An 18751-nucleotide genomic window follows, 5' to 3' on the forward strand; every position below is an offset into this window, starting at 1 on the left:
GGATCACAATACCGTGAACCGTTTTCGTACCCATAAACTTGAAGCCGCCTTCAAAAATATTTTCTCCCAAGTGGTTTTGCTTTTGGCAGAAGAARGTTTGGTGAGCCTGAAACAGGTGTTTGTAGACGGAACCAAAATTGAAGCACAGGCGGGTCGCTACACTTTTGTCTGGGCAAATGSTATTAAAACCAACAAAGAAAAAATGCTTCGTCAGCTGGAAGAACTCTGGAAATACGCTCAAAGTGTGGCAAAGGAAGAAGATAAAGACCCTGAACCGCCGGAGTTCAAAGAGATCCTATTAAAACCAACAAAGAAAAAATGCTTCGTCAGCTGGAAGAACTCTGGAAATACGCTCAAAGTGTGGCAAAGGAAGAAGATAAAGACCCTGAACCGCCGGAGTTCAAAGAGATCAGCAAAGAAAAAATCCGRCAAACGGCAGAAAATATCAATGCCAAATTAAAAGGCAGCGGGGGTAAAACCGATTCCGACAAAAAAGCAAAAGCCAAACTGAATTACATTAAAAACAATTTTGAGAAAAACCTCGATAAATACGAAGCTCAGGAAGCTATTTTAGCAGAGCGGAATTCCTACAGCAAGACCGATGAAGATGCTACTTTCATGMGRATGAAGGACGATCACATGATGAATGGACAGCTCAAACCGGCTTATAATGCACAGATTTCCACAGAGAATCAAATCATCGTCAATTATACAATCCATCAGCAAACCAATGATATCAATACKTTGGAGCGTCATTTGGAAAATTTTGAGAAATTGTTTGGTAAAAAAAGAATGGAAGAGTTGGAAGAACTCACAGCCGATGCAGGTTACGGAAGCGAGCAGAACTACGAATTATTGGAACAGAACAATATTACACCATTTGTAAAATACAATACCTTCGACAAAGAGCAGGATGCCCATTATCAGGCGAAAATTATTGGAACAGAACAATATTACACCATTTGTAAAATACAATACCTTCGACAAAGAGCAGGATGCCCATTATCAGGCGAAAMACAAGACTTTCAGCAAAGAAAATCTGCATTACAAYRRGGAAGRMGATTTTTATATCTRTCCGATGGGACAAAAGATGGAAAAAACGCACGAAAGCACGCGCAAAACCAAGACCGGTTATCCTCAAAAGCTCTCCCATTATCAGGCTAAAGTCCGATGGGACAAAAGATGGAAAAAACGCACGAAAGCACGCGCAAAACCAAGACCGGTTATCCTCAAAAGCTCTCCCATTATCAGGCTAAAAACTGCGATGGATGCCCAATTAGAGGYGTTTGCCACAGTTCCAAAGAAAACCGAAGCATCGAACGGAACCATCATTTGGAAGATTACAAAGAGAAAATACGAAAGCTTTTAAACAGTGAAAAAGGCATTAAAAAAAGAAAGCAACGCTCGGTTGAAGTAGAACCTGTGTTTGCACATCTCAAGCATTGCAACAATTTTAAGCGGTTTACCCTCAAAGGTCTGAAAAAAGTAGAATTGGAGTTCGGTTTACACGCTTTAGCACACTAAGAAAGAAAGTTGCCTAAAGAGGACAACTTTTTCTATTTTYCAAAATAATATACATTTTACTGAAATAAAAAATCCGCCTCAAATTTTGTTGTGAGACGGATTCTTTTGTTTTGAGATTAAAAAATATAAGGTTTATATTTGCAGAAACAACGAACACGATGACCGGATCCGGACAGGAAAAGCTTCCCATTTACGCATTTTTTATTGCCCTCATTGTCAAAATATTTTTTCTGCTCACGCACCACATTCAGGAAGATGCTTTTATCACATGGAGAGTTGCCCAAAATCTTATGAATTATGGCGTAATCGGCTTCAACGGAGCCACCAAAATTTCTGCTTCTACTACGCATCTCTACGTTTTTGTTTCATATTTCTTCAATTTAATATTCGGTAAAGAAAATTTTATCGAACCTTTATTGATTTTCAATTCGATACTTTTTACGGTTGGAAGTGTTCTGCTTTCGCATCTTCTTTTTAGAGACAACAGACATAAAGCTTTATTCATCGTGCTTTTCGGTCTTTTACCTCCTTCAGTAAAAATATCAGTTCTTGGGATGGAATATGGAATTCTTTTCTTCCTGGAAATGGCTTTGCTGTATTATGGTTTCAAAAAAGAGAAAAAATGGGCTCTTTTGCTTTTGCCGTTGCTCATTATGTTTACCAGAATAGATACCGTTATTTTCCTAGGGATTACGTTTATCGTAGATTTAATCTGGACCAGAAAGATAAGATGGAATTATATTTTCGGAGGAATTTCAGCCTTTGCGGTTTCGGTTTCTTTCAATTGGTTTTACTTCGGCGAGTTTGTTAATAATACAATTGTTGCCAAAAAACTGATGTACGAAGGCAATTTTACCCTGAAGCAAAACTGGGAGTATTTTAACCTGAATTATGGTAATTTCTGGGGAATGATCAAGCTTCCCGCAGATTTTAATCCCATCACTGTTTTTGTAGCTGTTTTTGAATTGCTGTGTTTTATTTATCTGGTAAGACAGAGAAACAACAGAAACTTTTTTCTCTGGATTATTTTTCTTTTCGGATGGATAAAGCAGATTGTTTTTCTCTCTCAGAAAAGTCTTTTTGATTGGTATTACTGGGTTCCGCAGATACTTTTATTTGTTCCGGTTATTATTTTTGTTCTGGAAGTTAAAGAGAAAAAAAACCTTTGGCTGTCTTTACTGATTTTGTTTTACATTGTACCGATGGCAGTTTTCCAAACCGTACATTCATTGGCAACAGGAAATGGCGAATGGAATTACAGAAGACACATCGGGCTTTATCTTGATATTTATGAAAAAGATAAAAACCAATGGATTTTGCTGGAGCCCGCAGGTTATGTGCCCTATTTTTCAGGTTTAAAAACTATTGACGAAGTAGGTTTGACAGATAAAAAAATTCAGAAAGAAATTGTAAAAGACAAAAAAAATTACTGGCTGAATACTGTCATCAACAGAAGCCCGAAATACCTCCTTTCTTACAAAAATCTATTTGACGGAAAAGATTCAGCCTTTTATAAGCAAAATTATAAACTGATTAAAGAATTTAGAATTAAAGATCATTTACACAGTGAGAATACGGTTTTACAAAAGATTTACCGTCTCAAGCCTTCAGGTACAGATTATAATCTTTACGAAAGAATTAAAAAATAATTTCTGATGAACTTTTTAATCAATCGCTGTTAATCTTTTAAAATTAAAGCATATACATTCAATAATAACTTTGCGTACATAAGAATTATTGTTAATTTTGCATCTTAAACTTTTCGTTAAATTATGCAAGCCGCAGATGATCAGATAAAAAAAGTAGGTTTTTACATCAAACCCTTACCTGAATTCATTGCTCTTAACAACCATTCCCGTTTATTTGTAAAACATCAGTATTTTGGAATTATCATTTCTGCGGAAGACTTTATTTTAAAAACAGATGTGGGAGAAAGAGCGGTAAAAGCAAAATCGGTAATTTACATCGGCCCGGGGAAAACTTTTCAACTGCTCGGTAATGTATCAGAAAGGTCATCCTGTATTGTTTTCAGATCCTGTTTTTACGAAAAGACACCTCAGGACAGTTTTTCATCAACTCAAAAATTTTCTACAATACCAAATCAGATTTTTTTGTGGTTCCCATTTGCAAAAACTGCTTTTCTGAAAACAAATCTCTTGCAAAAAGGGTCAATGTTTTTAAAGCGAAAGAACCAAGCCTGTACATTTCTGCCGCTCATAATCTCATAGAATCTTTACTGCTGCATGCTTTTGAAAAGGAATAAGTTGAAATAATCATTGAAGACGAAAAATTTCATACAGTTTAGGCTTCAATGATGAAGGTAATTTTACCAATTTTCTTAAAAAACATACTGGCAAAATCCCCAGCGAAATGGGCGAAGTAGGATAGCAGGCAATTCTGCGGCTTGCTTTTTGAAGTTTTAATGTCTTTTAAAACTTTACTATGCAAATCGATTGGAATGAACTTTTTTTAGGTTCCGAAAGCTGGGACTTTCTTCTCCAGATTATCTTCCGTACAGCGGTGATGTTTCTCACTATTATTTTTGGCATCAGACTTTTAGGGAAAAGGGGCGTCAAACAACTTTCTATATTTGAACTTGTGGTTATTATCGGATTAGGCTCTGCAGCAGGAGATCCGATGTTTTACCGTGAAGTGGGTCTGCTGTCTTCGATTGTTGTTTTTGCTGTAATCATTCTTTTTTATTCTTTCGTTGTCTATCTTATAGGAAAATCTAAAAAGATTGAGATTCTGCTGGAAGGGAAACCTGTACTCTTGATCAAAAACGGGGTTTTTGCTATAGAAAATTTTAAGAAAGAAAAATTAGGCAGCGACGAATTTTTTGCTGAATTAAGAATGAAAAGTATTTCTCATCTGGGCCAGATAGAAACAGCAATAGAAGAAACTTCTGGCGAAATAAGTGTATTTTACTACGACGACGAAGATGTAAAGTACGGTCTTCCGGTGCTGCTACATTCGCTGGAGAAATCAACTACTGTTTTTTCAGAAGAAAGAAATTACTCCTGTACCTTCTGTGGCTTCACGGAAATTAAAATACCCAATGCTGATAATACCTGTGAAAACTGCGGGAAACATCATTGGATACCTTCGATAAACCGACGCAGGATTACGTAAAAAAAAAAGTTCTGACGTTAATCAGAACTTTTCGTTTTAAAACCTTTTAAATCTTAGGCAACAGCCGAATTGTCAAGTTTAATATTCTTGAAGATCGGCTTTCCGATAAGACTTGAGAAGATATTCTGTACCTCATGAATGTATCTGCATCTCACAGAGTTACCATAAATTTTCAGTCCTTCCAAAACTTTTTTTGCCGTAAGGTCAAAGTCGTATTTGATAAACTGTTCAGGTCTTTCATACCTGATTCTTTGTGCCGAGCTGTAAGTTTTCTGGAAACCAAGCTTCTGCAACCAGTCTTCGTCAATCAGAATCGGATCAATGGATTCCGCCGGTACGGTAAAACTTTCTAAATCATTATCGATTTTAACGGAATACTGACCTTCTTTCGGCTGCAAAATTTCCTTCACTGAATAAATTTGATTTTTATACTGAACCAAATTTGTAATTTTAAGATCTATTATATTCATAATGATGATGTGTTAATGGTGTATGTAACAACCTTTACAAAATATATGCCCCAAATAGTATCTGTGTGGTAGCTGTACAGATTTTAATCTCTTTTTAATATGAAATAAAGATCAATCTTCTTTGACAGCAGTTTTATAAACTTCAAGTGCCCGTTCACGGGCTTTTTTATGATCCACCATCGGATCTTCACTGTAGTCTTTGGGAAGCCATTCTGCACGATATTTTCCGTCTTTGTCAAATTTTTTCTGCTGCTCTTCAGGATTGAAGATTCTGAAGTAAGGTGCTGCATCACAGCCGCAACCTGCAGCCCACTGCCAGTTTCCGTTGTTGGAAGAAAGTTCGTAGTCTAAAAGTTTTTCAGCAAAGTAAGCTTCTCCCCAGCGCCAGTCTATCAGCAAATGTTTGGTAAGAAAACTTGCTGTAACCATTCTCACTCTGTTGTGCATAAATCCGGTTTCATTAAGCTGTCTCATTCCTGCATCTACAATTGGGTAACCCGTTTTGCCTTCGCACCAGAGCTTAAATTCTTTTTCATTATTCCGCCACTTAATGTTTTCATATTTTTCTTTAAAAGATTTGGTCACTACTTTTGGAAAATGATATAAAATCTGCATAAAAAATTCACGCCAGATCAATTCACTCAGCCAGACTTCGTTATGCAGGGTGGCAAAATCTACGCATTTTCTCACAGATACAGTTCCGAAGCGCAGGCCAACTCCCACTCTTGTAGTAGCGTCAAGACCGGGAAAATCTCTCATCTTATCGTAATCTTCGATGCTTTCTTTTGATAATTTCGGAACAGAAAATTCGATATCAGTTTTTTCAAAACCTATCTCTTTCAGACTGAGGATTTTAAAGGACTTATTTTGGTAAAATTTAGAAAAATCAGTTGTATTGTCCTGAATTTTTATCTGTTTAAAAGCTTCTTTCCATTTTCTGGAATAAGGTGTATAGACGGTATAAGGTAGGCCATCAGCTTTTACTACTTCATCTTTTTCAAAAATAATCTGATCTTTATAATCAGACATTTTGATATTTTTCTTTTCTAAAAACTTTATGATTTCAGAATCTCTCTCAATGGCCTGAGGTTCATAATCTCTGTTTACAAATACTGCTTCAACATCAAATTCCTGAGTTATTTTTTTGAAAGCATCAATCGGTTTTTCAAAATAAGTTTTGATGCTGCTTCCATGTTTTTTAAGTTCATCATTCATCTGTTCTAATGCCTGATGGAAATAATCTACCCGTTTATCTGCTTTGTTTTCCAGATGTGAAAGGATTTCTTTATCAAAAATAAATATCGGAAGTACAGGATTTTTCTGTTTTAAAGCTTCAGAAAGTGCCGTATTATCATCTAAACGCAAATCTCTCCTAAACCAGAATATATTTATTTTGCTCATATTTTTTAAATTTTAAAAAGAAAAAGAGATTCCAGAGAATCATCTCCAGACCATAGAAAAAATCTTCTACGGGAATGGTAAGAATTCTGAATCCCATAAATTCGTCGGGATTATAATTCACAACAGGGGAGGGAAGCCCGGTTCCTGTGAGCAAACCATTGACAAGCAAGAAGCCGGGACTTAAAATCACATAAATAATTACCCCTTTGCCCAGCCAATCGACTTTAAGAAGATATTTTAAGACCAAAATACTCAGAGCGCAGGTCACAAATGCAGTGAACGTGTAAAGCTGCTCGTAGAAATAAATTGCCAGCGCCAGTAGGGCAAAAGTGATGATATGAAGAAGTGGATTTTCAATTTTTTTCACCCATTTGAATTCAAAAAATTTATCAAGACAGAAATACGTGAAGATACAGGCAAAAGGAATACAGATAAAAAAAAGTATTTCCTCAATGGGAAGATTGTAAACCAAAAGCCCTAAAGTATATTGATGGCTGAACCACCACACTCCATTGGCTGTAAATATCATATCCCAAACCACAAAAAACATCGCCACAAAAAGCGATGAAAGTATGAACGCCCGAAAATATCTGTTGAATTTGATCTTGTGATGAAACGAAAAAATAAAACAGATAAAAACTGCAGAAAAGTTGATCAGCAAATAAGTAAACTGCATCATCTCAAATTTTTTTTGAAGAACATTTTAAAATATTTAACGGGTACCCAAAGAAATCCAAAGCATTCTCCATATTCTTTGCCCGTGTGTTTGTGATGCTGTTTGTGAGCCCTGCGGATGGCCAGCAGGTAAGGATTCTGGGTATTTCTCAAAATCTTGAATCGCTGGTGTATAAAAATATCGTGTACAAAGAAGTACGCCATACCGTAAAGTGTGATTCCTAATGCAACGTAAAAATATGCGTTGAAGCCATTGATGGTGCCGAAATACATCAGAATAATGGTAGGAATGGCAAAAATCAGAAAAAAATAATCATTGCATTCTATGTGTCCTTCATTTGAATGATCGTGATGATCTCTGTGAAGAAACCACATAAAACCGTGCATCACGTATTTATGAATGCACCATGTAATTCCTTCCATTGTAAAAAATGTGATGATGACAATTAAAAAATTCATCTTTTGTAAAATTTTGTTTCAAGAATTTTGTAACGGAAATTAAATATATTTTCGAGCTTGTTTTTCACAAGAATATTATGTGCGATTTCTCCTAAAAAGCCCAGTGGGAGTTCGTAGGTGACAATATCTGTCATTAAAACACCATTTTCATTTTCAGTGAACTCATGATGATGATTCCAAAGTTTGAAAGGCCCTTTCTTCTGAAAGTCTGTAAAGCTTTTATTTTTCTCAACCTGAGTAATTTCAGTCTGCCAGTCGAGTTTGATCCCGAAAAGTGGCGAGATGTAGTAATCAATTAGCATTCCTTCATAAATTTCGTCGTCATAAAGTTCTGTGCGAACAATGAAACTCATATCCTCCGGCGTGATATCTGAAAGATTTTTGGCAGCAGAGAAAAATTTCCAGGCGGTAGAAATATCACATTGTAGCTGCTGTTTGCGTTTAAGTGTGTGAACCATAAGACTTTATTAAATAACTGCGATTTTATACTGAAGATAACTGGTCATCATAACAGAAATTTTTCTCCCGTTTGAAATCCTGATTCTCTTTTTTAAAATAGCTGTTGCCGGTGTTCTTCTTATTTTGTTGAATAAAGAAATGTAATATCTGTAGGCCAGATATACACCAAATTTTGATGATTTGGGAAGCATTCTGATGCCCTCGAGCGCAAGTTTGAATTCATTTTGGATATCTTCCTCAATCTGTCTTTTCTCTTCCACATCAAAATTAAGAATATTGACTCCGGGGAAGTATGTTCGTCCCAGAATTTCAAAATCATCATTCATATCTCTCAGGAAATTCACCTTTTGGAAAGCAGATCCCAGCTTCATTGCGAAGGGTTTAAGCTTTTCAAATGCGGCAGAATCTCCATCCACAAAAACATGCAGACACATTAGTCCCACTACTTCTGCAGAGCCCAGAATATATTCGTTGTACAGTTCAGAATTATAATCAATCTTATCCAGATCCATTTCCATACTCCGGAGAAATTGGTGGATTAACTGTTGATCAATGTTGTACTTAACCACAGTTTCCTGAAAAGACTGCATCATCGGATTAAGTGATATCCTTTCAGATAAAGCTTCTTCGGTCTGTTTTTTAAATCTTTCCAAAAGTATTCTTTTATCATAGCCATCAAAACTGTCTACGATTTCATCTGCAAGTCTTACGTATCCGTAAATTGCATAAATTGCATTTCTGATCTTCGGAGAAAGTGCTAAAATCCCGAGAGAAAAACTGGTGCTGTACTGCTGTGTAGTCTGTTTACTGATCTTAAAAGAAAGGTCATCAAATTTTTGTTTCATAGTTTTTAATTATAGGGTGGCTTGATGCGCTGCAATTTTTCCTGAAATAATAGAAGGCGGAACTCCAGGACCCGGAACAGTGAGCTGACCGGTGTAGAAAAGGTTCTTTATTTTTTTATTTTTTAAAGAAGGTTTCAAAACCGCAGTTTGATTCAGAGTATTGGCTAGTCCGTAAGCATTTCCTTCATAGGCATTATAATTTTCTTTAAAATCATTAATGCAGAAGCTTTTATTATATATAATTTTTTGAGTCAAATCCTCAAAGCCCGTGTGTTTTTCGATTCTTTTGATCATTTGAGCGAAGTATTTTTCTCTCATATCTTCTGAATCTTCAATGCCTGTGGCTATGGGCATAAGCAGAAATAAATTTTCACATCCTTCCGGTGCTACTGATGGATCCGTCTGTGAGGGTGAGCATACATAAAACAACGGCTTTGAAGGCCATTTTTTATCCGTATAAATTTCGCTAGTGTGCAGATCCAAATCATTCTCAAAAAATAAAGTGTGGTGTTTAATTTTCACCCTTTCACTTATTCCCAAGTAAAAAATCAGGCAGGAAGGTGCAAAGGTCTTTGATTTCCAGTATTCAGATTTATAATTTTTTTCATCTTCAGAGAGGAGTTTGGTTTCTGTGTGATGATAATCGCAGGAAGCAATTACAGAATCAAATTCCAGCATTTTCCCGTTAACCAAAAGTGATTGTACTTTACCATTTTCGTTAATAATCTTTTCTACCGGAGAATTATTGTGAAAAGTTACGCCTAAATCCTCACAAATCCTCATCATTCCATCAATAATTTTATAAAAACCACCCATTGGATAGTAAGTGCCGAGTTTGTAACCGCCATAGTTCATTAAACTGTACAGCGCAGGGATGTTTTCAGGCGAAGCTCCAAGAAATATAACCGGAAATTCCATCAAAGTGCGGAGCTTATGATTTTTGAAATATTTTCCTACAAAACTTCTAAAATTGGAAAGCAGATCGAGTTTTACAGCACTTTTCAAAATTTTAAGAGAAAAAAATTCTGTCCATGAAAAGCAGGGTTTTGTAACGAAATCTTTCATTCCCACTTCATACTTATACTTTGCATCAGCCATAAACTTTTCGAGATTCTGGGCTGCTCCTGGCTCTATTGACTCAAAAAGGGTCTTCATCTCATCAAAATTTTCAGGCAAATTCAGATTACTGTCTGAAAAAACCATTTCGAATTGAGGATTCAGAGAGATAAGTTCATAAAAATCTGATGTTTTTTTACCGAAATCAGCAAAATAATCATCAAAAATGTCTGGCATCCAATACCAGCTTGGTCCCATATCAAAGACAAAACCGTTTACAGTCTCAAACTGACGTGCTCTGCCACCAAAAGTTTCGTTTTTTTCAAATATATGTACCTCATGACCACTTTTTGCAGCATACGAAGCTGCAGACAGGCCTGAAAAGCCAGAGCCGATAACGGCAATTTTACGTTTCATCTCGATTTTGGGGAATTTCTTGTTTTTTTTACATTCAATATATCTGCCAAATTCATTTAATTATGGGCGTTCAGAAAAAAAATGTGGTATTTGATTAAAATATTTTGAAAAAATGAACCGTGCGTATCAGAATTTTATATCTTTACAACATATTATTCACTGTCTCTTCAGATAACTTGGAACAGATTTTGGATAGCTTACTAAGCCAAACCTCACAAGATTTTATTAGTTTTTTTAAACGAAAAATATAATTTAATTACAATACACAACGAAGGAGGATTATTTTAATTGGTGATTTCAAATTTCTTTACGGAACAAGGAAAAATTATAATGAAATGAAGATTAAACGTATGTTTAAAATCATTTCAGACAAATGAGATTTTTATGTGCTGAGATGGTATTTTTACTGATGCAGGCAATCCATAAATTTTTAAACACAGATAAAGAATAAAAATTATTATGCTCACTTTAAATTTAAAATAATAAGTAAGTCTTATAAATTTTAAAAATGAAAAATTGCAACATTGCATAAATAATAAACAAAAAAATGCCAAGAAAAGTAGTACAGGGTCCTATCCGTGATAAGGAGAAGACCAAACAGAAGCTCCTGGGAGCTGTAGGAAAAATCCTGAAAACCAAAGGATATTCAGGTTTAATGGTAAGTAAAATTGCTGCTGTAGCAGGATACGACAAGAAACTTATCTATGAATATTTTGGTAGCACAGATAAACTGATTGACGAATATATTAAGTCTCAGGATTACTGGAGCAATTTTAACGGAGAGAAGGATATGGATCTTTCAGATGGTGGAAAAGAAATGTCTAAAATGGCAATGATTAACCAATTTGAAAATCTTAAAAAGAATAAAGAGCTTCAGAAAATTTTAGTGTGGGAACTATCTGAAAACAGATCTGTACTGAAGAAAGTAATGGAAGAACGCGAAGTAATTGGCGAAGAACTCCTTAAAAATATTACAGATCCTCATTTTGGTGATGATGCAACGAGATATCGTGCCATGACTGCCCTTATGGTAGCCGGAATTTATCACCTTAATCTTTACACCGCATATAACGGAACCACTTTCTGCGGGATTGACCTGAAATCTGAAAGCGGAAGAAAAGAAATTGAAGGTGCTATTGAAGAGATGGTGGATTATGCCTACGCGAAAAAAGCAGGAAAAAAGTAAATCTTCGTTACTGAAGATTTACTTTTTTGTCTAAAAATCTGAGGTATTTAATTTTCAGATTAAAACAATTATTCTTAATTTTGGGCAATGGAAAATTTTATAGTATCTGCAAGAAAATACCGCCCACAGCAGTTTGACACTGTAGTAGGGCAGTCTCACATTACAGATACTCTGGAACACGCCATTGAAGAAAATCAGCTTGCTCAGGCTTTGTTGTTTTGTGGGCCAAGAGGTGTGGGTAAAACGACCTGTGCCAGAATTCTTGCCCGCAAAATCAATGAAAAGGATGGTTCCGTTTCAGAAGATGGTTTTGCTTACAATATTTATGAGCTCGATGCCGCTTCAAATAACTCTGTTGATGATATTCGGGAACTTATTGATCAGGTAAGATATGCACCGCAAGTCGGTAAATACAAGGTTTATATTATAGATGAGGTTCACATGCTGTCTTCTGCAGCATTCAACGCATTTTTGAAAACTTTGGAAGAACCTCCTGCTCACGCCATTTTCATTTTGGCAACGACAGAAAAGCATAAGATTATTCCAACTATTCTTTCCAGATGTCAGATTTATGATTTCAAGAGAATTACAATTCTTGATATTCAGGAACATTTAAGACAAATCGCCAAGAAAGAGTCTATTCAGTATGAGGACGACGCACTATATCTTATCGCCCAGAAAGCTGATGGAGCTTTGAGAGATGCACTTTCTATTTTTGACAGACTTTCTACGTTTTCCCATAAAAATATTACTCTGGCAAAAGCTGCTGAAGTGCTTAATATTTTAGATTACGATCAGTATCTGAATATCGTGGATTTGGCCAGAGAAAACAATATTCCAGCGGTGCTTTCAGCATTTAACGAGATTGTAAAAAGAGGATTCGACTCTCATACTTTTATAGCCGGTCTCGGTAATCATTTCAGGGATTTAATGATGGCACAAAACGCGTCAACTATAGATTTAATTGAGGTTGGCGAGCAGACGAAATCCAAATTTGCAGAGCAGGCAAAAAGCTGGAGTCCGCAATTGCTGATCGATGGAATTGAAATCTGCAACCACGCAGATATCAACTACAAAAATTCTAAAAACCCAAGACTTACTGTTGAAATCGCTTTGATGCAGCTGTCTTCACTTACCGATGGGGCAGATGTTCTTAAAAAAAAAAGTTCTTAATACTGGCGCCTTTTCTGGATGAAAAACTGGAAATAAAAAAGCCAACCCCGGAAAAAAGGCCTGAACAGGTAAAAACAGAGATCCCTGAAGTAAAAATTCCTTCAGCGGAAATCAGTGTGCCAAAAAAAGTAGCAAAACCTTTGGCAAGACCTGCTTCGAAAGTTGGTTTGAGTATTTCTTCTTTTATGAATCAAACCGAAACTGTAAAGAAAGAAGAAGTTGTTGCTACTAAAAATGAAGATTTACCAAAAAATCATTTCACAGAAACCGATCTCCAGGCGGAATGGAATCTTTTGTTAAAACAGTTACAGAACAAAAATGTCTTTGTCTTTAATGCAATAAAAGGTTTTAGACTTACAAAAAAGGATGAGAATGTGATTGAAGTATTGTATCCTTCTGATTCTGCAAAAACTGAATTTGACAAAATCAGTGGTGAATTTTTTAATCATTTTAAAACGAAAGTTCATAATTTTTCGATAGAAATCGAGTACAAAAGAGACTTTGAAAATCTTAAGGTTGAAGTTTTAACCAAAAGAAAGATTTACGAAAAATTTATAGAAAAAAATCCGCTTCTGAGAGACCTTGATGATCTGATGAGGTTTGATTTAACTTAAATTTTATATATTTGTTGAACTATTTTCCTTACGGAGATAGATAAATTTAAAAAATAAATCATAATAAACTGATTTACGGGTGTTATTAAAATTTTAAATGAAAAATTTTTCAATTATAACTCTGTCTTCTAGCTCATCTTTTGGGTGTCAGGCTACTGAAATTATCAGTGGTTATTTTGGTTTGTTGGCAAATTATTATCGAAATTTAACTGGTTATTACCGTCATTATTGGTATAGCTAAATAAATTTCTTTTCCTAAAAACAAAACTTATTCTACTGAGTTTTCTGTTTCCTTAAATTTTTTTTAACGGCAATTTCGAAAAGAATTATAACGCATTTATAATTTGAATTTTCATGTATTTAAAACAAAAAAATAATTAATATGACACTTAAAGATTTAAACAGCAATTGGATCGAGGATCTGTCTCAACCGCTTATGATTGCAGGCCCCTGCAGTGCTGAAAGTGAAACGCAAATGCTGGAAACGGCAAGACGTATCAGAGAAACCAACGTTAATGTGCCAATCTTCAGAGCGGGAATCTGGAAGCCCCGCACCAAACCAAACGGCTTTGAAGGGGTAGGGGTGATTGGTCTCAACTGGCTGAAAAAAGTAAAAGAAGAATACGGTTTTAAAACTGCAACAGAAGTGGCCAATGCTCATCACGTTGCTGCAGCTTTGGAGGCTGATGTTGATATTCTCTGGATTGGAGCGCGTTCTACGGTAAATCCGTTTACGGTACAGGAAATTGCAGAAGCTTTAAAGGGAACTGAGAAAACAGTTTTGGTAAAAAATCCTGTAAATCCTGATCTAGCCCTTTGGATTGGTGCATTGGAAAGACTTTTAGGTCAGGATATTAAAAATCTTGGTGTTATTCACAGAGGTTTTTCAACCTACCAAAAAACGAAATACAGAAATAATCCCAACTGGCAGATTGCTTTGGATTTTAAAAGTCAATACCCAAAAATTCCGATGTTAATTGATCCTTCACACATTTGTGGAAACAGAACCGGCTTGGCAGATGTAACTCAGGAGGCATTAAATGTAGGTTACCAAGGTGCAATCATTGAAAGTCATTCTAATCCTGACGAAGCCTGGAGCGATGCCTCACAACAGATCACACCGGAAGTTTTGGCAGATTTAATCAACAATCTTAAGGTAAGAAATTCAGATTTTTCTGGTTTCGAAGGTGAAATGGGAAGGCACAGAACCTTAATTTCTGACCTGGATTTTCAGATTATTGAAATGCTTTCACAGAGAATGAAAATTTCAGAGAAAATTGGTAAACTTAAGAAAGAGAATGACATCGCTATTTTTCAGCCCGCAAGATGGAAAGAAATTACAGAATATGCTACTCAGAAAGCTACTGAGACTGGGATGTCTCCGGAATTTATAGAGAAAATTTTTAAATCTGTGCACGAAGAATCTATTGAAGTGCAAAACAAAGTGATGATTGACAAATAAAATTTTCATCACATAAAATTTGGGATTATAGGTCTGAAGAGCCAGTTAAAACAAAATGTTTTCTGCTTTTCAGACCTTAATTATTTATATTTGCATCAATATAAAAAAGTGAAAGGAAAAATCATAAAATCCACAGGAAGCTGGTATCAGGTATTAGAGCTTGATACTGATAAAATCTTTGAAGCAAGAATTAGAGGGAAGTTTAAACTGATTAAAACCCGCCTCACAAATCCCCTTGCTGTGGGCGATTATGTAGAATTTCAGCTCGAGCAGGATGATGTTGCATGGATTACAAAGATTGAAACCAGACACAATTACCTGATCAGAAAATCTGTCAATCTGTCAAAAGAAGCGCACATTATTGCTTCAAATATTGATGTTGCCTGTTTTATATTTACTTTAAAACATCCTGAAACGTCACTCGGTTTTCTGGATCGTTTCCTCGCCTGTTGCGAAGCTTACAATATTACACCGTTGATTTTATTCAACAAAATGGATGTTTTGAGTGAAGAAGAAGTGGAGGATGTAAAAGATATTGAGTTTCTGTACAATGAGATTGGCTACAACAGTCTTGAAATTTCTTCATATTCTAAACTAAATCTAGACGGTTTACAAAACTTATTGAAGCTCAAAACTTCCGTTTTTTTCGGTCATTCAGGATGTGGAAAGTCTACTTTGGTGAATGCTCTGCAACCTGATTTGAATCTAAAAACCTCAGAAATTTCTGATACGCATCTCAAAGGAAAACATACTACCACATTTGCCCAGATGCACTTCTGGCATTTTGGCGGAAATGTGATTGATACACCCGGTGTGCGCGAATTTGCGATGATTGATGTTCAGAAAGAAGAGATTCAACATTATTTTCCGGAAATCTTCAGGAAGAGAGAAGAGTGTAAATTTCACAATTGTCTGCACATTAATGAACCGAAGTGTGCTGTTTTAGCTTCATTAGAAACGGGCGAAATACAGCATTCCAGATATGCCAACTACATTAAACTGATGGACGAGGCAGAAGAAGAGGAAGCAAACACCTACTGATAGAGATTGGGTTTTTAACGGTTTTCTAATGTTTCATAAAGAAATGTTGATATTTTGGCTTATTAATTATTTCCATTTGCTGATTTGATAAAAAAAAGCACAAATTAATGCAAATAAAAAACCCAGCCGAAGCTGGGTAAAAACTAATAACCATGAAAACTCAAATTAAACATGAGAATCACAATCTAATAAACAATTACTGTGCCAAAGGATTGTGCTTAAAATCTTAAAAAAAGTTATTTTCCTGTTAAAAAAAACTTAAAAACAGATTTTTCATTTTTTTTCGTATTTTTGTGCAAATAATTTAAAAATAATTTTATGTCTAACATTACATTCACCATGATCAAGCCAGATGCAGTAGCAGACGGACATATTGGTGCAATTTTGGGGAAAATTTCTGAGGGAGGTTTCAAAATTAAAGCTTTAAAATTGACTCAGCTTACTGTGGCTGACGCTAAGAAATTCTATGAAGTTCATTCTGAAAGACCTTTCTACGGAGAGTTGGTAGAATTTATGAGTTCAGGGCCGATTGTAGCTGCGGTTTTAGAAAAAGATAATGCAGTTGAAGATTTCAGAACTTTGATTGGATCTACAAATCCTGCTGAAGCTGCTGAAGGAACTATCAGAAAAATGTTTGCAAGAAGCATCGGTGAAAATGCTGTACACGGTTCAGATTCTGATGAGAATGCTCTGATTGAAGCGCAGTTCCATTTTTCAGGAAGAGAGATTTTCTAAGAAAAATTGAATTTAAATAATATTAATTCCGGGAATTTCCCGGAATTTTTTGTTATATGTGAAAAATAAATAATTATTTCTGAAAAAAATTTAATAGTACCGTATTTTTACGGATTGACTTGTATCAAAAGTTTAAAGATATTTGTAATGAACAAAACGAAAGTTTTTTCACCAACTAAAAACTAAAGCACTAAACTAAAAACTGTAACCACAAGAATTCTCTTAACTTGAGATGAGAAAGGCTGCCAATTGGCAGCCTTTTTTGGCATTTTAATGAAATAATTTTTTTAAACTTTCAGAAGTTCAATCATCTTTTCCGGGCTGTCTGCGGAGAAAACAGCATTTCCGGCAACCAGTACATCAGCGCCGGCATCAAAAAGTTTTGCAGCATTGTCAATATTCACACCACCATCAATCTGAATGAGAGCTGTGGAGTTGTTGCTTACAATCAGATCTTTAGTTTCAGCGATTTTTTTGTAGGTATTGTCAATAAATTTCTGTCCGCCAAAACCTGGGTTTACACTCATCAGTAATACTAAATCTACATCTGCAATAATATCTTCAAGCATCAAAACCGGCGTGGAAGGATTTAAAACTACTCCCGCTTTTGCACCCAAACTCTGAATGTGATTAACCGTTCTGTGAAGATGAGTACATGCTTCATAATGTACAGAAACCAAATCGGCTCCGTGACTGATGAATTCTTCAACGTATTTTTCCGGCTCTACAATCATCAGATGTACATCTACAAATTTTTTGGCATGCTGCTGAATGGTTTTCATCACAGGAAATCCGAAAGAAATATTTGGGACAAATCTTCCGTCCATCACATCCACATGCAACCAGTCTGCCTGCGAACTGTTAAGCATTTCGATGTCACGCTGTAAATTTCCAAAGTCCGCAGACAGAAGGGAGGGCGCTATAAGCTTAGTTTTCATTTTTACTTTCTATTTACTTTTATCTTTTACTTTCACCTTTATTCTTTTTTACCTGGCTCTTATTATATTACCTGGCTCTTTTACCCTTAATGATACTTCAGTTTCATCTCAGGTTTAATTTCCAGAAGAGTTTCGTAGATTAATTTAATGACATTGCCGACGTCTTCTTTAGAAACCATTTCTACTGTTGTATGCATGTAACGCAGAGGCAGAGAAATCAATGCGCTCGGAACTCCACCGTTTGAATGGGCAAAAGCGTCTGTATCTGTTCCTGTGGCCCGGCTTGCAGCAGCTCTCTGATAAGGAATATTTTTAGATTTAGCCGTTTCAATAATTAATTCCCTTATTTTATGATGCACGCTCGGAGCAAAGAAAACTACCGGGCCGTCTCCACATTTCTGATCGCCTTCTTTCTTTTTTTCAATCATGGGCGTTGTGGTGTCGTGTGTAACATCGGTTACGATGGCAATATTTGGTTTAATTGTATCAGCAATCATATCTGCACCGTACAAACCAACTTCTTCCTGCACAGAATTGGTAATATACAATCCAAACGGAAGTGCTTTTTTATTATCTTTCAGAAGTCTGGCAACTTCGGCGATCATAAAACCACCGATTCTGTTGTCTAATGCACGGCAGACAAAATAACGGTCATTCATTTCGAAAAATTCATCAGGATAAGTGATCATACAGCCTACATGAATTCCAAGACCTTCAACTTCTTCTTTTGATATGGCACCGCAATCGATAAAAATGTTTTCTATTTTAGGTGTAGGTTCGTTTTGGTTGGTACTTCTTGTGTGAATAGCCGGCCATCCGAAAACGCCTTTCACAATACCTTTTTCGCCGTGAATATGCACAACTTTTGAAGGTGCAATGGTTTGGTCTGAACCCCCGTTTCTGATTACATAAATTAGTCCGTCATCTGTGATATAATTTACATACCATGAGATTTCATCAGCGTGAGCTTCAATCACTACTTTGAATTCTGCATCAGGATTAATGATTCCGTAGCAGGTTCCGTAATGATCCACTTCAATTTTATCTACGTAGGGTTTGATGTAATTCATCCAGACTTCCTGGCCTTTTTGTTCGTAGCCTGTAGGTGATGATGTATTGAGATACTGTTCTAAAAACTTTAGAGATTTCTTTTCGAATTTCATA

General features: G+C 35.8%; 20 protein-coding genes and 1 pseudogene. 12 read left to right on the forward strand and 9 right to left on the reverse strand.

Features of this window, described 5'->3' with window-relative positions:
• The 6 genes and pseudogenes from ASG31_RS18540 to ASG31_RS06010 all read left to right on the forward strand — a co-directional run.
• Nucleotides 1–460: transposase (locus tag ASG31_RS18540; RefSeq protein WP_185113198.1), on the forward strand; the 460-nt coding region annotated here is incomplete at its 5' end.
• Between the two features lie 107 nt (nucleotides 461–567).
• Nucleotides 568–1164, forward strand: a pseudogene (locus tag ASG31_RS05990) (transposase); the annotation flags it as partial.
• Nucleotides 1165–1170: 6 nt separating this feature from the next.
• Entirely contained in the window at nucleotides 1171–1524 is a 354-nt protein-coding gene (locus ASG31_RS05995) for a transposase (protein ID WP_056029216.1), read from the forward strand.
• A gap of 158 nt (nucleotides 1525–1682) precedes the next feature.
• Entirely contained in the window at nucleotides 1683–3173 is a 1491-nt protein-coding gene (locus ASG31_RS06000; RefSeq protein WP_056029219.1) for a hypothetical protein, read from the forward strand.
• Nucleotides 3174–3296: 123 nt separating this feature from the next.
• A complete protein-coding gene (locus ASG31_RS06005) occupies nucleotides 3297–3752 on the forward strand; it encodes a hypothetical protein (protein WP_056029222.1) in 456 nt (151 codons plus the stop codon).
• Between the two features lie 214 nt (nucleotides 3753–3966).
• Nucleotides 3967–4656, forward strand: a complete 690-nt coding sequence (locus ASG31_RS06010) for a DUF421 domain-containing protein (protein ID WP_056029228.1) — start codon at nucleotides 3967–3969, stop codon at nucleotides 4654–4656.
• A gap of 53 nt (nucleotides 4657–4709) precedes the next feature.
• Here the strand turns inward: ASG31_RS06010 and ASG31_RS06015 are convergent, their stop codons facing one another.
• The 7 genes from ASG31_RS06015 to ASG31_RS06045 form a co-directional block, all read right to left on the reverse strand.
• Nucleotides 4710–5126 carry a hypothetical protein gene (locus tag ASG31_RS06015; RefSeq protein ID WP_056029231.1) on the reverse strand — a complete coding sequence of 139 codons (417 nt, stop codon included), beginning with the start codon at nucleotides 5124–5126 and terminating at the stop codon, nucleotides 4710–4712.
• 111 nt (nucleotides 5127–5237) lie between these two features.
• Nucleotides 5238–6527: a cryptochrome/photolyase family protein gene (locus ASG31_RS06020; protein WP_056029234.1), complete on the reverse strand. Its 1290-nt coding sequence runs from the start codon at nucleotides 6525–6527 to the stop codon at nucleotides 5238–5240.
• Nucleotides 6499–7206, reverse strand: a complete 708-nt coding sequence (locus tag ASG31_RS06025) for a lycopene cyclase domain-containing protein (RefSeq protein WP_082504498.1) — start codon at nucleotides 7204–7206, stop codon at nucleotides 6499–6501. Before ASG31_RS06025 ends, ASG31_RS06020 begins: the two co-directional genes overlap by 29 nt.
• A complete protein-coding gene (locus ASG31_RS06030) occupies nucleotides 7203–7661 on the reverse strand; it encodes a sterol desaturase family protein (protein ID WP_056029239.1) in 459 nt (152 codons plus the stop codon). The genes ASG31_RS06025 and ASG31_RS06030 overlap by 4 nt, the downstream gene beginning before the upstream one ends.
• The gene (locus ASG31_RS06035) at nucleotides 7658–8119 is read right to left on the reverse strand and encodes an SRPBCC family protein (protein WP_056029240.1); all 462 of its coding nucleotides are present in this window, start codon (nucleotides 8117–8119) and stop codon (nucleotides 7658–7660) included. The genes ASG31_RS06030 and ASG31_RS06035 overlap by 4 nt, the downstream gene beginning before the upstream one ends.
• Before the next feature lie 9 nt (nucleotides 8120–8128).
• Nucleotides 8129–8965: a phytoene/squalene synthase family protein gene (locus tag ASG31_RS06040; protein ID WP_056029243.1), complete on the reverse strand. Its 837-nt coding sequence runs from the start codon at nucleotides 8963–8965 to the stop codon at nucleotides 8129–8131.
• 9 nt (nucleotides 8966–8974) lie between these two features.
• The gene (locus ASG31_RS06045) at nucleotides 8975–10438 is read right to left on the reverse strand and encodes a phytoene desaturase family protein (RefSeq protein WP_056029246.1); all 1464 of its coding nucleotides are present in this window, start codon (nucleotides 10436–10438) and stop codon (nucleotides 8975–8977) included.
• A gap of 547 nt (nucleotides 10439–10985) precedes the next feature.
• Here ASG31_RS06045 and ASG31_RS06050 point away from each other — a divergent pair.
• The 6 genes from ASG31_RS06050 (at nucleotide 10986) to ASG31_RS06075 (ending at nucleotide 16649) form a co-directional block, all read left to right on the forward strand.
• Nucleotides 10986–11624, forward strand: a complete 639-nt coding sequence (locus tag ASG31_RS06050) for a TetR/AcrR family transcriptional regulator (protein WP_056029249.1) — start codon at nucleotides 10986–10988, stop codon at nucleotides 11622–11624.
• Between the two features lie 87 nt (nucleotides 11625–11711).
• Nucleotides 11712–12797 (forward strand): DNA polymerase III subunit gamma/tau, encoded by a 1086-nt coding sequence (gene dnaX, locus ASG31_RS06055; RefSeq protein ID WP_056029252.1) that lies wholly within the window; start codon nucleotides 11712–11714, stop codon nucleotides 12795–12797.
• A gap of 116 nt (nucleotides 12798–12913) precedes the next feature.
• Nucleotides 12914–13411, forward strand: a complete 498-nt coding sequence (locus tag ASG31_RS06060; protein ID WP_056029255.1) for a hypothetical protein — start codon at nucleotides 12914–12916, stop codon at nucleotides 13409–13411.
• A gap of 382 nt (nucleotides 13412–13793) precedes the next feature.
• On the forward strand, nucleotides 13794–14873 hold the full coding sequence (locus tag ASG31_RS06065) for a chorismate mutase (RefSeq protein WP_056029258.1): 1080 nt from the start codon (nucleotides 13794–13796) through the stop codon (nucleotides 14871–14873).
• 108 nt (nucleotides 14874–14981) lie between these two features.
• Nucleotides 14982–15914 carry a ribosome small subunit-dependent GTPase A gene (gene rsgA, locus ASG31_RS06070; RefSeq protein ID WP_056029261.1) on the forward strand — a complete coding sequence of 311 codons (933 nt, stop codon included), beginning with the start codon at nucleotides 14982–14984 and terminating at the stop codon, nucleotides 15912–15914.
• A gap of 318 nt (nucleotides 15915–16232) precedes the next feature.
• Nucleotides 16233–16649: a nucleoside-diphosphate kinase gene (locus ASG31_RS06075; RefSeq protein WP_056029264.1), complete on the forward strand. Its 417-nt coding sequence runs from the start codon at nucleotides 16233–16235 to the stop codon at nucleotides 16647–16649.
• 287 nt (nucleotides 16650–16936) lie between these two features.
• Here the strand turns inward: ASG31_RS06075 and rpe are convergent, their stop codons facing one another.
• Both rpe and ASG31_RS06085 read right to left on the reverse strand, forming a co-directional pair.
• Nucleotides 16937–17587 (reverse strand): ribulose-phosphate 3-epimerase, encoded by a 651-nt coding sequence (gene rpe / locus ASG31_RS06080; protein WP_056029268.1) that lies wholly within the window; start codon nucleotides 17585–17587, stop codon nucleotides 16937–16939.
• An 86-nt stretch (nucleotides 17588–17673) separates the two neighbouring features.
• Nucleotides 17674–18750 (reverse strand): M28 family peptidase, encoded by a 1077-nt coding sequence (locus ASG31_RS06085; protein WP_056029274.1) that lies wholly within the window; start codon nucleotides 18748–18750, stop codon nucleotides 17674–17676.
• Nucleotide 18751 lies beyond the last annotated feature (1 nt).

Origin of the sequence: Chryseobacterium sp. Leaf404, assembly GCF_001424145.1 — a bacterium.
Taxonomy (GTDB): Bacteria; Bacteroidota; Bacteroidia; order Flavobacteriales; family Weeksellaceae; genus Chryseobacterium.

Coding starts and splice junctions, on each gene's coding strand:
- ASG31_RS06000 (WP_056029219.1), top strand. CDS start 1,683: ATGACCGGATCCGGACAGGAAAAGCTTCCCATTTACGCATTTTTTATT.
- ASG31_RS06040 (WP_056029243.1), bottom strand. CDS start 8,965: ATGAAACAAAAATTTGATGACCTTTCTTTTAAGATCAGTAAACAGACT.
- ASG31_RS06035 (WP_056029240.1), bottom strand. CDS start 8,119: ATGGTTCACACACTTAAACGCAAACAGCAGCTACAATGTGATATTTCT.
- ASG31_RS06010 (WP_056029228.1), top strand. CDS start 3,967: ATGCAAATCGATTGGAATGAACTTTTTTTAGGTTCCGAAAGCTGGGAC.
- rpe (WP_056029268.1), bottom strand. CDS start 17,587: ATGAAAACTAAGCTTATAGCGCCCTCCCTTCTGTCTGCGGACTTTGGA.
- dnaX (WP_056029252.1), top strand. CDS start 11,712: ATGGAAAATTTTATAGTATCTGCAAGAAAATACCGCCCACAGCAGTTT.
- ASG31_RS06015 (WP_056029231.1), bottom strand. CDS start 5,126: ATGAATATAATAGATCTTAAAATTACAAATTTGGTTCAGTATAAAAAT.
- ASG31_RS06030 (WP_056029239.1), bottom strand. CDS start 7,661: ATGAATTTTTTAATTGTCATCATCACATTTTTTACAATGGAAGGAATT.
- ASG31_RS06020 (WP_056029234.1), bottom strand. CDS start 6,527: ATGAGCAAAATAAATATATTCTGGTTTAGGAGAGATTTGCGTTTAGAT.
- ASG31_RS06045 (WP_056029246.1), bottom strand. CDS start 10,438: ATGAAACGTAAAATTGCCGTTATCGGCTCTGGCTTTTCAGGCCTGTCT.
- ASG31_RS06005 (WP_056029222.1), top strand. CDS start 3,297: ATGCAAGCCGCAGATGATCAGATAAAAAAAGTAGGTTTTTACATCAAA.
- ASG31_RS06075 (WP_056029264.1), top strand. CDS start 16,233: ATGTCTAACATTACATTCACCATGATCAAGCCAGATGCAGTAGCAGAC.
- ASG31_RS06050 (WP_056029249.1), top strand. CDS start 10,986: ATGCCAAGAAAAGTAGTACAGGGTCCTATCCGTGATAAGGAGAAGACC.
- ASG31_RS06065 (WP_056029258.1), top strand. CDS start 13,794: ATGACACTTAAAGATTTAAACAGCAATTGGATCGAGGATCTGTCTCAA.
- ASG31_RS06085 (WP_056029274.1), bottom strand. CDS start 18,750: ATGAAATTCGAAAAGAAATCTCTAAAGTTTTTAGAACAGTATCTCAAT.
- ASG31_RS06025 (WP_082504498.1), bottom strand. CDS start 7,206: ATGATGCAGTTTACTTATTTGCTGATCAACTTTTCTGCAGTTTTTATC.